Source organism: Allobosea sp. Root381 (assembly GCF_001429395.1).
GTDB lineage: Bacteria > Pseudomonadota > Alphaproteobacteria > Rhizobiales > Beijerinckiaceae > Allobosea.
Genome location: NZ_LMJT01000034.1, coordinates 79,730 through 92,265, shown reverse-complemented (window position 1 = coordinate 92,265; position 12,536 = coordinate 79,730). Strand labels below are relative to the sequence as shown.

The 12,536-nt window shown below is 68.7% G+C and carries 12 protein-coding genes; 5 read left to right on the top strand and 7 right to left on the bottom strand.

The annotated features are described in order from the left end of the window. Positions 1–2 precede the first annotated feature (2 nt). From ASE63_RS20290 to rplS, 5 genes are all read right to left on the bottom strand, one after another. Positions 3–455 carry a metallopeptidase family protein gene (locus ASE63_RS20290; RefSeq protein WP_082610150.1) on the bottom strand — a complete coding sequence of 151 codons (453 nt, stop codon included), beginning with the start codon at positions 453–455 and terminating at the stop codon, positions 3–5. Beyond that, the gene (locus tag ASE63_RS20285; RefSeq protein WP_056805622.1) at positions 455–700 is read right to left on the bottom strand and encodes a hypothetical protein; all 246 of its coding nucleotides are present in this window, start codon (positions 698–700) and stop codon (positions 455–457) included. Before ASE63_RS20285 ends, ASE63_RS20290 begins: the two co-directional genes overlap by 1 nt. A gap of 22 nt (positions 701–722) precedes the next feature. After that, positions 723–2,141, bottom strand: coding sequence for a 3-isopropylmalate dehydratase large subunit (gene leuC, locus ASE63_RS20280; RefSeq protein WP_056805617.1), 1,419 nt, complete (start codon positions 2,139–2,141; stop codon positions 723–725). Positions 2,142–2,251: 110 nt separating this feature from the next. Beyond that, positions 2,252–2,404, bottom strand: coding sequence for a hypothetical protein (locus tag ASE63_RS27525; RefSeq protein WP_156410503.1), 153 nt, complete (start codon positions 2,402–2,404; stop codon positions 2,252–2,254). A gap of 158 nt (positions 2,405–2,562) precedes the next feature. Then, entirely contained in the window at positions 2,563–2,958 is a 396-nt protein-coding gene (rplS, locus tag ASE63_RS20275) for a 50S ribosomal protein L19 (RefSeq protein ID WP_056805613.1), read from the bottom strand. A 205-nt stretch (positions 2,959–3,163) separates the two neighbouring features. On the opposite strand from rplS, the gene ASE63_RS20270 reads away from it, so the two are divergent. From ASE63_RS20270 to ASE63_RS20250, 5 genes are all read left to right on the top strand, one after another. Next, entirely contained in the window at positions 3,164–3,952 is a 789-nt protein-coding gene (locus ASE63_RS20270) for an SDR family oxidoreductase (protein WP_056805610.1), read from the top strand. Between the two features lie 117 nt (positions 3,953–4,069). Beyond that, positions 4,070–4,870, top strand: a complete 801-nt coding sequence (locus ASE63_RS20265) for a class I SAM-dependent methyltransferase (protein ID WP_056806154.1) — start codon at positions 4,070–4,072, stop codon at positions 4,868–4,870. 243 nt (positions 4,871–5,113) lie between these two features. After that, positions 5,114–7,192 (top strand): elongation factor G, encoded by a 2,079-nt coding sequence (locus ASE63_RS20260; RefSeq protein ID WP_056805606.1) that lies wholly within the window; start codon positions 5,114–5,116, stop codon positions 7,190–7,192. Between the two features lie 124 nt (positions 7,193–7,316). Continuing rightward, positions 7,317–9,029 (top strand): AMP-binding protein, encoded by a 1,713-nt coding sequence (locus tag ASE63_RS20255; protein WP_056805603.1) that lies wholly within the window; start codon positions 7,317–7,319, stop codon positions 9,027–9,029. A 152-nt stretch (positions 9,030–9,181) separates the two neighbouring features. Continuing rightward, on the top strand, positions 9,182–10,264 hold the full coding sequence (locus ASE63_RS20250; protein WP_056805600.1) for a sulfite oxidase: 1,083 nt from the start codon (positions 9,182–9,184) through the stop codon (positions 10,262–10,264). Positions 10,265–10,270: 6 nt separating this feature from the next. Here ASE63_RS20250 and mtaB read toward each other — a convergent pair whose 3' ends face one another. Together mtaB and dapF are read right to left on the bottom strand one after the other, a co-directional pair. Continuing rightward, positions 10,271–11,545 carry a tRNA (N(6)-L-threonylcarbamoyladenosine(37)-C(2))-methylthiotransferase MtaB gene (mtaB, locus tag ASE63_RS20245; RefSeq protein WP_056805597.1) on the bottom strand — a complete coding sequence of 425 codons (1,275 nt, stop codon included), beginning with the start codon at positions 11,543–11,545 and terminating at the stop codon, positions 10,271–10,273. Continuing rightward, positions 11,545–12,429, bottom strand: coding sequence for a diaminopimelate epimerase (dapF, locus tag ASE63_RS20240; protein WP_056805594.1), 885 nt, complete (start codon positions 12,427–12,429; stop codon positions 11,545–11,547). Before dapF ends, mtaB begins: the two co-directional genes overlap by 1 nt. Between the last annotated feature and the right edge of the window lie 107 nt (positions 12,430–12,536).

Below are 12,536 nucleotides of genomic sequence, written 5' to 3'. Positions count from 1 at the left end.
GCTCACCCCGCCGCCTGCTCGATGGCTTCCATGTCCTCGTCGGAGAAGCCGAAATGGTGCCCGATCTCATGCACCAGCACATGGGTGACGATGGCGCCGAGGCTCTCGTCGTTCTCTGCCCAGTAGTCGAGGATCGGGCGGCGATAGAGGTGGATCGTGTTCGGCATCTGGCCGGTCTGGGGGCTGTAGCCCTGCTGCGGCAGGCCGACCCCGGAGAACAGGCCGAGGATGTCGAAGGGGCTCTCGGCCCCGAGCTCCTTGCAGACATCGTCCTCCGGGAACTCGGTGACGTTGAAGATCACATCCGCGCAGAGCGCGCGGAATTCGTCCGGCAGCCGGTCGAACGCGGTTTGAGCCAGCTCCTCGAAATCTCCGAGGGAAGGAGCCTTCGCGCTGTCCCAGCCGGGATCGGGAGATCCTGCCGACGCAGCCTTGATCGCCGGAACGCTGCCCATCACCAGACCTTCAGCTGGTGGCCGAGCCACCAGGCCAGAACGACGACGCCGACGAGCGAGAGGGAGCGGCCGATGCGCCGCCCCCAGAGCTCGATCTTGTCGCCCTCGGGCGCATCGCTGCCGGAGAAATGCCCGGCAGCGCGGCCCATCGATGAGCCGAGCACGGTTTCGCTGTCGCGCTTGACGCGGTCGAGCGAGGCCTTTGCCTCGGCGGCGCGAGCGGCTTCGCGGGGGTCGTTCGACATGAGGCGCTCCCCGGTTCGATCGTCAGCCCAACCTGCGCACGTCGACGAAGTGGCCTGTCAGCGAGGCTGCCGCCGCCATCGCCGGCGAGACGAGGTGGGTGCGGCCGCGATAGCCCTGCCGGCCCTCGAAGTTGCGGTTCGAGGTCGAGGCGGCGCGTTGGCCCGGCTTGAGCTGGTCCGGATTCATGCCGAGGCACATCGAGCAGCCCGGCTCGCGCCATTCGAAGCCGGCGGCGAGGAAGATCTTGTCCAGCCCCTCGGCCTCGGCCTGCTGCTTCACCAGGCCGGAGCCCGGCACGATCATGGCATAGTCCAGGCTCTCATGGATCTTCTTGCCCTCGACGATCTTCGCGACCGTACGCAGGTCCTCGATGCGGCCATTGGTGCAGGAGCCGATCCAGATCACGTCGAGCGGGATCTCGGTCATTTTCGTGCCAGCGGTCAGGCCCATATATTCCAGCGCGCGCTTCTTCGAGGCGCGCTTGACCTCGTCCTCGATCTGCTCCGGATCGGGCACGATGCCAGCAACCGAGACAACGTCCTCGGGGCTGGTGCCCCAGGAGACGATCGGCGGCAGGTTACCGGCGTCGAGGCGCACGATCCGGTCGAAATGCGCGCCCTCGTCGCTGAACAGCGTCTCCCAGTAGCGCACGGCTTCGTCCCAGGCCGCGCCCGTCGGGGCCTTTGGGCGGCCCTTCAGGTAATCGAAGGACTTCTGGTCAGGCGCGACCATGCCGGCGCGGGCGCCGCCCTCGATCGACATGTTGCAGACCGTCATGCGGCCTTCCATCGACAGGCCGCGAATGGCCTCGCCGGCATATTCGATCACCGAGCCGGTGCCGCCGGCGGTGCCGATCTCGCCGATGATGGCGAGCGTGATGTCCTTGGCGCCGACGCCGGGCGCAGGCGTGCCGTCCACCTGGACGAGCATGTTCTTCGCCTTCTTCTGGATCAGCGTCTGGGTGGCCAGCACATGCTCGACCTCCGAGGTGCCGATGCCGTGCGCCAGTGCCCCGAAGGCGCCATGCGTCGAGGTGTGGCTGTCGCCGCAGACGATCGTGGTGCCGGGCAGGGTGAAGCCCTGCTCGGGGCCGACGATGTGGACGATGCCCTGGCGGATATCGAGCTCGTTGAAATACTGCACGCCGAACTCGGCTGCGTTCTTCGCCAGCGCCTCGACCTGGATGCGGCTTTCTTCCTCGGCGATGCCCTTGGAGCGGTCGGTCGTCGGGATGTTGTGGTCGACGACGGCGAGCGTCTTCTCGGGGCTGCGGACCTTGCGGCCGGTCATGCGCAGGCCCTCGAAGGCCTGCGGCGAGGTGACCTCATGGACGAGGTGGCGGTCGATATAGAGCAGGCAGGTGCCGTCCTCCTGCCGGTCGACGACGTGGTCGTCGAAAATCTTGTCGTACAGGGTGCGGGGTGCGGATGTCGCGGTCATGGCGTCGAGCCTTTAAGTGTCGAATATCAAGCGGAAATCTGGAGGGCGCCGGCGCGTTTGCGGCTGGCGTCATGTCGCGTCGGCCTGTCGCCCGCGCGGCAGCGCGGGTCTCAGGCGCGGCTAAGGCCTGCGGCGAGCGACGCGGTGAAGCGGCCGAAGAAGCGCCAGGGCAGGCGGGCGTGATCGTCCAGCGCAACGAAGTCCTGCGTCGTCGGCAGGGCGGGCAGATGGCCCTCGCCCTGGACGATGTTGAAGTGCAGCAACTGATGCTCTCGGCACGGCATGGCTACTATGTAGCAGTTCCAATCAGGCCGGACAATCGAGACGCGGCACGGCGCCACCGAAACAGTGCGGGCAACAAAAAAACGCGGCCCGGAGGCCGCGTTTCGAAAGCATATGACGAAGAAGCGTCGTCTGCCGCTTACTTGGCGGCGGCCTTGCTGCCCTTGGCGGGGCGGGCCTCGACGCGCTCGGCGATGCGGGCCGACTTGCCGCGGCGATCGCGCAGGTAATAGAGCTTGGCGCGGCGCACCTTGCCCTTGCGGACGACCTTAATCGAATCGAGGTTCGGCGAGAACAGCGGGAAGACGCGCTCGACGCCCTCGCCATAGGAAATCTTGCGGACGGTGAAGCTCTGGTTGAGCCCGCCGCCGTTGCGGGCGATGCAGACGCCCTCATAGGCCTGGACGCGGCTGCGCTCGCCTTCCTTGACCTTCACGTTGACCTGGACGGTGTCGCCGGGCTGGAAGTGCGGGATCTCGCGACCTTCGCTGAGCTTGGCGATCTGCTCCTGGTCGAGCTGTTCGATGATGTTCATGGGTCTCTCCATGGCCGTTGGCGCGTGTGGACACGCGGGCGTTCGGCACGCTGTTTTCAGTTGAGTGAGCGGCCCATACAGGAGATGCGGGCGCTTGTCGAGCGAGGCCTTCGGCAAACTGCGTTGCGGCCATGCCTGGCTTGGCTCGGCGCGCGGCCACGTGCATACGGGTGCTCAATAACAACGACAGCACCGGGCCGGAACCATGACACAAGACGCCTCCAAAGTCGCCCTCGTCACCGGTGCCGCGCGTGGGATCGGGCTCGCCGCCGCGAAGCGCTTTCTCACCGAGGGTTGGCGGGTCGCACTGCTCGACATCGACGGCGCGACGCTCGATGCTGCGGTGGCGGAGATCGCCCGGCCGGATGTGACTCTGGCGCTCGTCTGCGACGTGTCCGAGCCCGCGGCCGTCGAAGCCGCCTTCGCCGCGCTGGCCGCGCGCTTCGGGCGGCTCGATGCGCTGGTCAACAATGCCGGCACGGCGGTGTTCAAGCCGCTGCTGGAGACCAGCCATGCCGAGTGGAGCCGGGTGCTCGCGGTCAACCTGACCGGCCCCTTCCTGACGACGCAGCTCGCGGCGCCGCTGATGGCGGACACCGGCGGTGGGGCCATCGTCAACATCACCTCGATCTCAGGCCTGCGTGCCTCGACGCTGCGCGTCGCCTACGGGACCTCCAAGGCGGCGCTGGCCCATCTCACCAAGCAGCAGGCGGCTGAACTCGCCGCGCTCGGCATCCGCGTCAACGCGGTCGCGCCCGGCCCGGTCGAGACGGCGATGGCCAAGGCGGTGCACACGCCCGAGATCCGCGCCGATTATCGCGACGCAATCCCGCTCGCCCGCTATGGGCTCGAGGAAGAGCTGGCGGCTGCGATCTTCTTCCTATGCGGCGAGCAGGCGAGCTACATCACCGGGCAGACGCTGGCGGTCGATGGCGGCTTCGACGCGGCCGGCATCGGGCTTGCGACGCTGCGCGGCGAGCGGCGAAACCTTTAGGGGGGACGAGAGGCGCCCTGCGCGCCTGTCTTGCCTGTTGGGCGCCACTCCTCGGTTGGCAGTCACTCTGCCGGGGGCTACCATGAGGCACGCATAGCGGAGCACATGGAGGCTTTGATGACCTCTTGCTTCAACGTTCACGATGCTGCCGCCTATGACCAGCTCATGGGCCGCTGGAGCCGGAAGCTGGCGCCGCTTTTCATCGATTTCGCGGGAATTGCCGGCGGCGAGAGGGTTCTCGACGTCGGCTGCGGCACCGGCAGCCTGACCTTTGCATTGGCCAAGACCGCCGGCCTGGCCGAGATTTCCGCCATCGACTTTTCGCCGGTTTTCGTCGAGGCGGCGATCCGGCGCAATACCGATCCGCGCATCACGATCCAGCAGGCCGATGCCTGCGCCTTGCCGTTCGAGGACGATCGCTTCGACCGTGCCCTGGCGCTGCTCGTCCTCCACTTCGTGCCCGAAACCGCCAAGGCCATAGCTGAGATGCGCCGCGTCACGCGATCGGGCGGCGTCGTTGCGGCGGTCGTCTGGGACCATTTCGGCGGCATGCCGGGCATGCGGATGATGGTCGACACGGTCGCGGCGCTCAGCGAGGGCGGGCGCGAACTGCGGAGCCGCTACTGCTTCCAGCCGATGATGCGGCCGCATGAAATGCAGCAGGCCTTCGTCGCCGAGGGGCTCGCGGACGTCACCGAGACGGAGCTGATGATCCGCATGGACTACCAGAGCTTCGACGATTTCTGGGCACCGATCGGCGCGGGTGAGGGACCTCTTGGCAAATATCTCGTCACGCTGGACGCGGAAGAGCGCGGGCGGGCAGTGGCGGCCGTGCGCGACGCCTACCAGGCCGGGCGGCCTGACGGCCCGCGATCCTTTGCGAATGTCGCCTGGGCCTGCCGCGGCGTGGTTCCCTGATCGCGGCTGCGGCTCTCCGACTGCGCTGCGTCGCAGCAGAACTTTGTCTTGCGCCGGCCGGTGAACGGCGCGAACGTGACCCCACGATCCCTCTTCGACGGCCGCCCGGCCTCGTCGGGCCGGTGCGACCGCCGCCCGACCGGCGTGGGTGCATCCATCCGTCCTCGCCGGCTTCACGCCGCGCCGGAGCCCTGAGGCCTTCGCCTCCCGCCCTCTTCGCGGCACGACCCGAAGGAGGACACCATGTCTGCAGCTTCCCCGGCCGGAGGCCCCCGCAACGGCGCGAGACAACCGGGGCCGCGATGCATCGCCATCGTCGGCCCCTTCCAGAGCGGCAAGACCACCCTGCTTGAAAGCATCCTGGAGCGCTGCGGTGCTCTCTCCCGCGCCGGCTCCGTCAAGACCGGCAACAGTGTCGGCGATGCGGCCCCCGAGGCCCGCTCCCACCAGATGAGCACCGACCCGAACGTCGCCAGCGTCACCTTCCTCGGCGAGCGCTTCCATTTCATCGACTGCCCCGGCTCCGTCGAATTCCTGCACGAGATGCGCCACGTCCTGCCGGTGGTCGACGCCGCCGTCGTGGTCTGCGAGGCCGATGACAGGAAGGCGCCGGCGCTGGAGCTCGTGCTGCGCGAGCTGGAGGAGGCGGACATTCCGCGCTTCCTCTTCCTCAACAAGATCGACAGCGCGACGCGGCGCGTGCGCGAGACGCTGCCCATCCTGCAGCGGGCGTCGCGGACGCCGCTGCTGCTGCGCCAGATTCCGATCTGGCAGAAGGGCATCGCGATCGGTTTCATCGACCTCGCGCTCGAACGAGCCTTCATCTATCGCGAGCACGCCCCCAGCGAGATCGTGCCGCTCGCCGCCGAGGAGACCGGGCGCGAGAAGGAAGCGCGTTTCTCGATGCTGGAGAAGCTCGCCGACTATGACGATGCGCTGATGGAGGAACTGCTCGGCGACATGGAGCCGCCGCAGGACCGGATATTCGACGATCTCGCCCGCGAATTGCAGGAGCGCCATGTCGTGCCGGTGCTGATCGGTTCGGCCGAGCGCGGCAACGGCGTGACGCGCCTGCTCAAGGCGCTGCGACACGAGGCGCCGGGACTGGACGTGACGCGCGGACGCACCGGCGTCGTGGCCGAGGGCGTGCCGCTCGCGCAGGTGATGAAGACCTGGCACTCCAACCATGGCGGCAAGCTCTCGCTCGCCCGCATGCTGCGCGGCCGGCTGGCCGAAGGCGATGTCGTGACCTCGTCGAGCGGGGTCGAGACGCGCATCGCCGGCGTCATCGAGCTCAAGGGCGCGGAGCAATCGCGTCACCCGGCGGTCGAGGAAGGCGATGTCGCGGCCTTTGCCCGTCTCGAAAGCGTGGCCACGGGGGATTCGATCGCGCTCGGCAAGCTGCGCGCGCCGATGGTCAGCACGATCGCGCCGCCCGAGGCGGTCCATGCACTGGCCGTCGCGGCGCGGGACCGCAAGGACGACGTCAAGCTGACATCGTCCCTCGCACGTCTTGCCGACGAGGACACGGCGCTCTCGATCGAGCAGCTGCCGGAACTGGGCGAGCTGCGGCTGGCGGGGCAGGGCGAGATGCATCTGCGCGTCACGCTCGAGCGGCTGGCGGGGCGCCATGGCGTGACTGTCGAAAGCAAGCCGCCGCAGATCGGCTATCGCGAGACGATCCGCGGCAAGGGCGGGGCGCGCGGGCGGCATCGCAAGCAGAGCGGCGGCCATGGCCAATATGGCGACGTGGTGCTGGAGGTCGCGGCCCTGCCGCGTGGCGAGGGCATCCGGTTCGTCGACCGCATCGTCGGCGGGGCCGTGCCGCGGCAGTACATCGCCTCCGTCGAGGCCGGGATGCGGGACTATTGCCGCAATGGCCCGCTCGGCTTCCCGCTCGTCGATCTCGAGGTGACGCTGACCGACGGTTCCTATCACAGCGTCGATTCCTCCGACATGGCCTTCCGCCAGGCGGCGCGGATCGCGATGGCGGAAGCGGTGCCGCAGGCGAAGTCCGTGCTGCTCGAGCCGATCCTGGCCGTGGAGGTGGTCATCCCGTCGGAAGCGATGTCGCGCGCCTCGGCGATCGTCTCCGGCCGGCGCGGGCAGATCCTCGGCTACGATTCGCGCCCCGGCTGGCGCGGCTGGGACCAGATCAACGCGCTGATGCCCGAGGCCGAGATGGCTGGGCTGATCGTCGAACTGCGTTCGGCGACCTCGGGCGTCGGCTCCTTCACCGCGCGCTTCGATCACCTTGCCGAACTCGCCGGGAAGCCGGCCGATGCGGTCGTTTCCGCCCATGCCCTGGCACAGGCGCGCTGAGCGACGAAGTTTAAGCGGCGGGCGCTTGCGCCCGCCGCCGCCGTTACGCAGTGTAGCCGGGAGAAAAAGGCGCACCGACCGCCCGGCCTAGCGGGTCAAGGCCGGGCGATCGGGGAGGACGACCATGAATGCGAGCGCCCAGCAGGGGAAGCCGGACCCGCGGCCGTGGCTGGCACATTATCCGGCTGCCGTGCCGCCCCGGATCGACGAAGCCCAGACCGGGACGCTGGCCGACCTGATCAACGGCGCGTGCCGCAGCTATGCGCAGCGCCCGGCCTTCGAAAGCTTCGGCAAGGCGATCAGCTTCGCCGAAACCGGCGCCGCCGCGCGCGCCTTCGCCGCCTGGCTGCAGTCGATGGGCTTCCAGAGGGGCGACCGCGTCGCGCTGATGATGCCGAACATCCTGGCTTATCCGGCGGTGATGTTCGGCGCGCTGATCGGCGGCTTCACCGTCGTCAACGTCAATCCGCTCTACACGGCGCGCGAACTCGCCCATCAGCTCAACGATTCGGGCGCGCGGGTGCTGGTGGTGATCGAGAACTTCGCCCATGTGGTCCAGGAGGCGAAGCCGCAGCTGAGTTTGGACGCGATCATCGTCGCCACCGCCGGCGACCTGATGGGCTTCAAGGGACACATCGTCAATTTCGTCGCGCGCCGGATCAAGAAGGTGGTCAAGCGCTACGACCTGCCCGGCTCCGTCCCGCTGGCGACGATCCTGGCGGGCTCTGCCGAGATGCAGCCGGTCAAGGTCGGGCCCGACGACGTCGCCTTCCTGCAATACACCGGCGGAACGACCGGCGTCGCCAAGGGCGCGACGCTGACGCATCGCAACGTCGCCTCCAATGTCGAGCAATGCGCGCTCTGGCTCGGCTGGGCGCTGGAGCCGCCGCATGGGCGCAGCGACTACCAGCACGTCATGGTGACGGCGCTGCCGCTCTACCACATCTTCGCGCTGACCTGCTGCTGCCTGTTCATGCTGCGCATCGGCGCCAAGGGGCTGCTGATCGCCAATCCGCGGGACATCGACGGCTTCGTCAAGACGCTGAAATCCAGCCGCTTCACGATCATCTCCGGCGTCAACACGCTCTACAACGCGCTCGCGAACCATCCCGGATTCGCAGAGGTCAATTTCGAGGAGCTGCGCTTCGCCGTGTCGGGTGGCATGGCGACGCAGGCCGCTGTCGCCAAGCACTGGAAGCAGGTCACGGGACGGCCGATCATCGAGGGCTACGGCCTGTCCGAGACCTCGCCCGTCGCGTCGATCAACCGGCCCGACATCTCTGAATTCAGCGGCACGGTCGGCTTCCCGGTCCCCTCGACGGACTTTGCGATCCGCGACTCCGAGGGGAACGATCTGTCGATCGGCGAATCCGGCGAGATCTGCATCCGCGGCCCGCAGGTGATGGTCGGCTACTGGAACCGGCCGGACGAGACCGCCAAGGTGATGACGCCGGACGGCTTCTTCCGCAGCGGCGACATCGGCGTGATGCAGCCGGACGGACAGGTCCGGATCGTCGACCGCATGAAGGACATGGTGCTGGTCTCGGGCTTCAACGTCTATCCGAACGAAGTCGAGGAGGTGCTGGCGGCGCATCCCGGCGTGCGCGAGGCCGCGGTCGTCGGCCTGCCGGACGAGCATTCCGGCGAGGCCGTCACCGCCTTCGTCGTCCGCAAGGACGATACGCTCAGCGCCGACGAGCTGCGCGCCTTCTGCAAGCAGAGCCTGACCGGCTACAAGGTGCCGCGGCAGATCTTCTTCCGGGAGAGCCTGCCGAAGACCAATGTCGGCAAGGTCCTGCGCCGGGCCTTGCGCGAGGAGCACGTCTCAGGGTCCTAGCGGCGGGCGTTGTCGCTGGCCGCCCGCGCGGCGTCGCCTTTGCCGACGGGGTGGGCTAGCTTGCCGCCGTTCCCGGCGCGGCCCGTCCGTGCTCGATTGCAATCCGAGCCGAACGGAGTGGCTGTTTGTCCCGACGCCTGACCGAACTTCCATTGCTGCGCCTCTTGAAGCCCGGGCTCTACGTCCATGACGACGAGGCCCTGAACGCCGAGCCGACGCTGGAGCTTCTGTCCGAGCCGATCACGCCGATCGATGCCTTCTTCATCCGCAACAATGGCGACGTGCCGGAGGCCGGAGGGCGCGACTGGACGCTGACCATCGATGGCGAGGTCGAGCGCCCGGCCTTGTGGACGCTGGCCGGGCTGCGCGAGAAGTTCGAGACGGTCACCGTCACCGCCGTGCTCGAATGCGCGGGCAATGGCCGCTCGCAATTCTCGCCGGCGACCGACGGGCTGCCCTGGCGGCTCGGCGCGGTGGGTTGCGCCCGCTGGACCGGGGTGAGGCTCAGGGATGTGCTTGAGCATGCGGGGTTGAAGGAGAGCGCCGTCTATACCGGCCATTACGCGCCCGACCGGCTGCTCGCCGATCCCTCGCGGCCGGCCTTGTCGCGCGGGCTGCCGGTCGCCAAGGCGCTGGCGCCGGAGACGCTGATCGCCTTCGCGATGAACGGCGAGCCGCTGCCGCGGCTGCATGGCGGGCCGCTGCGGATCGTGGCGCCGGGCTTTCCGGGTTCGGCCTGGCAGAAATGGCTCGACCGCATCACGTTGCGCCCGCACGAGCATGACGGCGAGAAGATGTGCGGGACCAACTACCGGATGCCGGTCCGGCCAGTGAGGCCGGGCGAGCCGCTCGACACGAGCGAATTCGCGGTCATCACCGACATGCCGGTGAAGTCCTTGATCACGGCTCCGGCGCCCGGCTTCACCGTGCCTGTCGGCGGCAGGCTAAAGGTTTCGGGCTTCGCCTGGAGCGGCGCGATCCCGCTCGCGGGCGCGCGCGCTTCCTGCGACGGCGGCGCGAACTGGTGCGAGGTGGCGCTGGAGGAAGGCGAGGGGCCCTTCGCCTGGCGGCGCTTCAGTACGACCTTCGAGATCGGCCAGGCCGGACCTCTGGTCGTGCTGGCGCAGGCGCGCGACGTGCAGGGCAATGTCCAGCCGCTCGAGGTCGAGTGGAACCCGCGCGGCTATTGCAACAACCAGGTGCAGCGGGTGAGTGGTGCGGCAGTCGCCGCCTGACGCGCCTCACGCTGCGATCAGCGCGCGCTCGTCGGCAGCCTTCGCCGTCACCGGGACGACATCGCCCGCCGCCACGTCGCGGGCGAAGCGGATCAGGGTGAAATCCTCGGCGCGGCCGGTGTTGCCGCGCTCGGTCAGCACACTCAGCGCCTTGCCGAGGCGGGTTTCGAGATGGCTCGCATGGGCGGTCGCGGCAGCCGCGCGCAGCCTCGCCGCCCGCTCGGCGACGAGCCCGCCCGGATGCTGCGGCATGCGGGCCGCCGGCGTGCCGGGGCGGGCGGAATAGGGGAAGACATGGACGTAGCTCAGCCCGCATTCGCCGATCAGGTCGAGCGAGCGGGCAAACATCGCCTCGTCCTCGGTCGGGAAGCCGGCGATCAGGTCGGCACCGAAGGCGATGTCGGGCCGCAGATCGCGCATCTGCGCGCAGAAGCGGATCGCATCCTCCCGGCCATGGCGGCGCTTCATGCGTTTCAGGATCAGGTCGTCGCCGGCCTGCAGCGAAAGATGCAGATGCGGCATCAGGCGGGGCTCGGTCGCGATCGCCTCGCGCAGCTCGTCGTCGACCTCGACCGCGTCGATCGAGGACAGGCGCAGGCGGGGCAGCTCCGGCAGCGCGCGCAGGATCATGAGGACCAGGTGTCCCAGCGTCGGAGCGCCGTCGAGGTCGCGGCCATAGCTGGTCAGGTCGACGCCGGTCAGGACGATCTCGCGTGCGCCGGCTTCCGTCAGGCTGCGGCACTGCGCGACCACGGCGTCAACGGCGAGCGAGCGTGAATTGCCGCGCCCGAAGGGGATGACGCAGAAGGTGCAGCGGTGGTCGCAGCCGTTCTGGACCTGCACGAAGCCGCGCGTCTGCCGCTGCGAGCGGCCGGCCTCCACGGGTGCGAGCCGGCTTTGCGCCATGATGTCGCCGACCGCGATCTTGTCGGCCGCTTCTCCGTCCGAGGCAGCCATCAGGCTGTTGGAGCCGGCAAGTGCGGCCCAGGTCGCCCGCTCCATCTTCTCGGCATTGCCGATGACGCGCGCCGTCTCCGGCATCTCCGCGAAGCGGGCGGGCTCGATCTGGGCGGCGCAGCCGGTGACGACGACAGGCCGGTCGGGCTGCTCGCGCCGCAGCCGGCGCACGGCCTGGCGGGCCTGCCGCGTCGCTTCCGCGGTGACGGCGCAGCTGTTGACGATTGCGAGATCGCCGATACCTGCAGCCTGCGCCTGCCGCCGGAGCGCCTCGCCCTCGACGATGTTGAGGCGGCAGCCGAAGGTGACGACCTCCAGGGCCATCAGGCGGCATTCTCGAACAGCTCGGGCGCGAGCGTGCCTTCCCACTCGAACTCGGCCGGCCCGGTCATCAGGACATGGCCGTCGCTCTCGCGCCATTCGATGGTGAGATCGCCGCCGGGCAGGCTGACGACGGCCTTGCGCGCCGAGAGTTCGCGGCGGACGGCCGCGACCAGCGCCGCGCAGGCGCCCGAGCCGCAGGCCTGGGTGATGCCGGCGCCGCGCTCCCAGACGCGCAGGACGATATGGTCGAGCGCCTTGACCGCGGCGAGCTCGATATTGGCGCGGTCGGGGAAGATCGGATGGTTCTCCAGCAGCGGACCGATCTGCTCGAGGTTGAAGGCGTAAGGGTCGTCGACGAAGAAGACGGCGTGCGGGTTGCCCATGTTGACGGCGCTGGGTGTGTGCAGGATCGGCGCGTCGATCGGGCCGATCTGGAGCTCGAAATGCGCGGTATCGTGGAAGGGCTCGGCCAGCGGGATCTCGTCCCAGGCCAGCCTGGGCTCGCCCATGTCCACCGTGAAGACGTCGCCGCTTTCGCGCCGCGCCGGCAGCAATCCCGCCTTGGTCTGGAGGGTGAGCGCCGTCTTGGCGGAATCGCCCATCAAGGGGTCGGCGAGCATCGCCCAGGCGACGCAGCGCGTGCCGTTGCCGCAGGCGCCGGCCTCGGAGCCATCGGTGTTGTAGATGCGGATGAAGGCGTCGGTGCCGGGCGTGACGGGGTCGTGCAGGACCATCAGCTGGTCGAAGCGGGCGCGCGGCTCGGCGGCGATGGCGCGGGCCTCCTCGGCGCTGACGCGCAGCCTGGTTCCGCGCAGGTCGAGCACGGTGATCTGGTTGCCGAGACCGTTCATCTTGAGGAACCGGCGATGGGCCAGAGCGTTCATTCCGTCACACATCCCAATGAAACACGGTCCTATGACGGAGGTGACGTGAAAAAGCCACCCTCCGGGTCGTTCCTTGGCGTAGGTGGAGATTCTATGCTGCGCCGCAA

Excerpts from the sequence above, each read along its gene's own strand:
- ASE63_RS20285 (WP_056805622.1), bottom strand. The coding sequence starts at position 700 with ATGTCGAACGACCCCCGCGAAGCCGCTCGCGCCGCCGAGGCAAAGGCC.
- leuC (WP_056805617.1), bottom strand. The coding sequence starts at position 2,141 with ATGACCGCGACATCCGCACCCCGCACCCTGTACGACAAGATTTTCGAC.
- ASE63_RS20290 (WP_082610150.1), bottom strand. The coding sequence starts at position 455 with ATGGGCAGCGTTCCGGCGATCAAGGCTGCGTCGGCAGGATCTCCCGAT.
- ASE63_RS20255 (WP_056805603.1), top strand. The coding sequence starts at position 7,317 with ATGAATGCGAGCGCCCAGCAGGGGAAGCCGGACCCGCGGCCGTGGCTG.
- mtaB (WP_056805597.1), bottom strand. The coding sequence starts at position 11,545 with ATGGCCCTGGAGGTCGTCACCTTCGGCTGCCGCCTCAACATCGTCGAG.
- dapF (WP_056805594.1), bottom strand. The coding sequence starts at position 12,429 with ATGAACGCTCTGGCCCATCGCCGGTTCCTCAAGATGAACGGTCTCGGC.
- ASE63_RS20270 (WP_056805610.1), top strand. The coding sequence starts at position 3,164 with ATGACACAAGACGCCTCCAAAGTCGCCCTCGTCACCGGTGCCGCGCGT.
- ASE63_RS20265 (WP_056806154.1), top strand. The coding sequence starts at position 4,070 with ATGACCTCTTGCTTCAACGTTCACGATGCTGCCGCCTATGACCAGCTC.
- ASE63_RS20260 (WP_056805606.1), top strand. The coding sequence starts at position 5,114 with ATGTCTGCAGCTTCCCCGGCCGGAGGCCCCCGCAACGGCGCGAGACAA.
- rplS (WP_056805613.1), bottom strand. The coding sequence starts at position 2,958 with ATGAACATCATCGAACAGCTCGACCAGGAGCAGATCGCCAAGCTCAGC.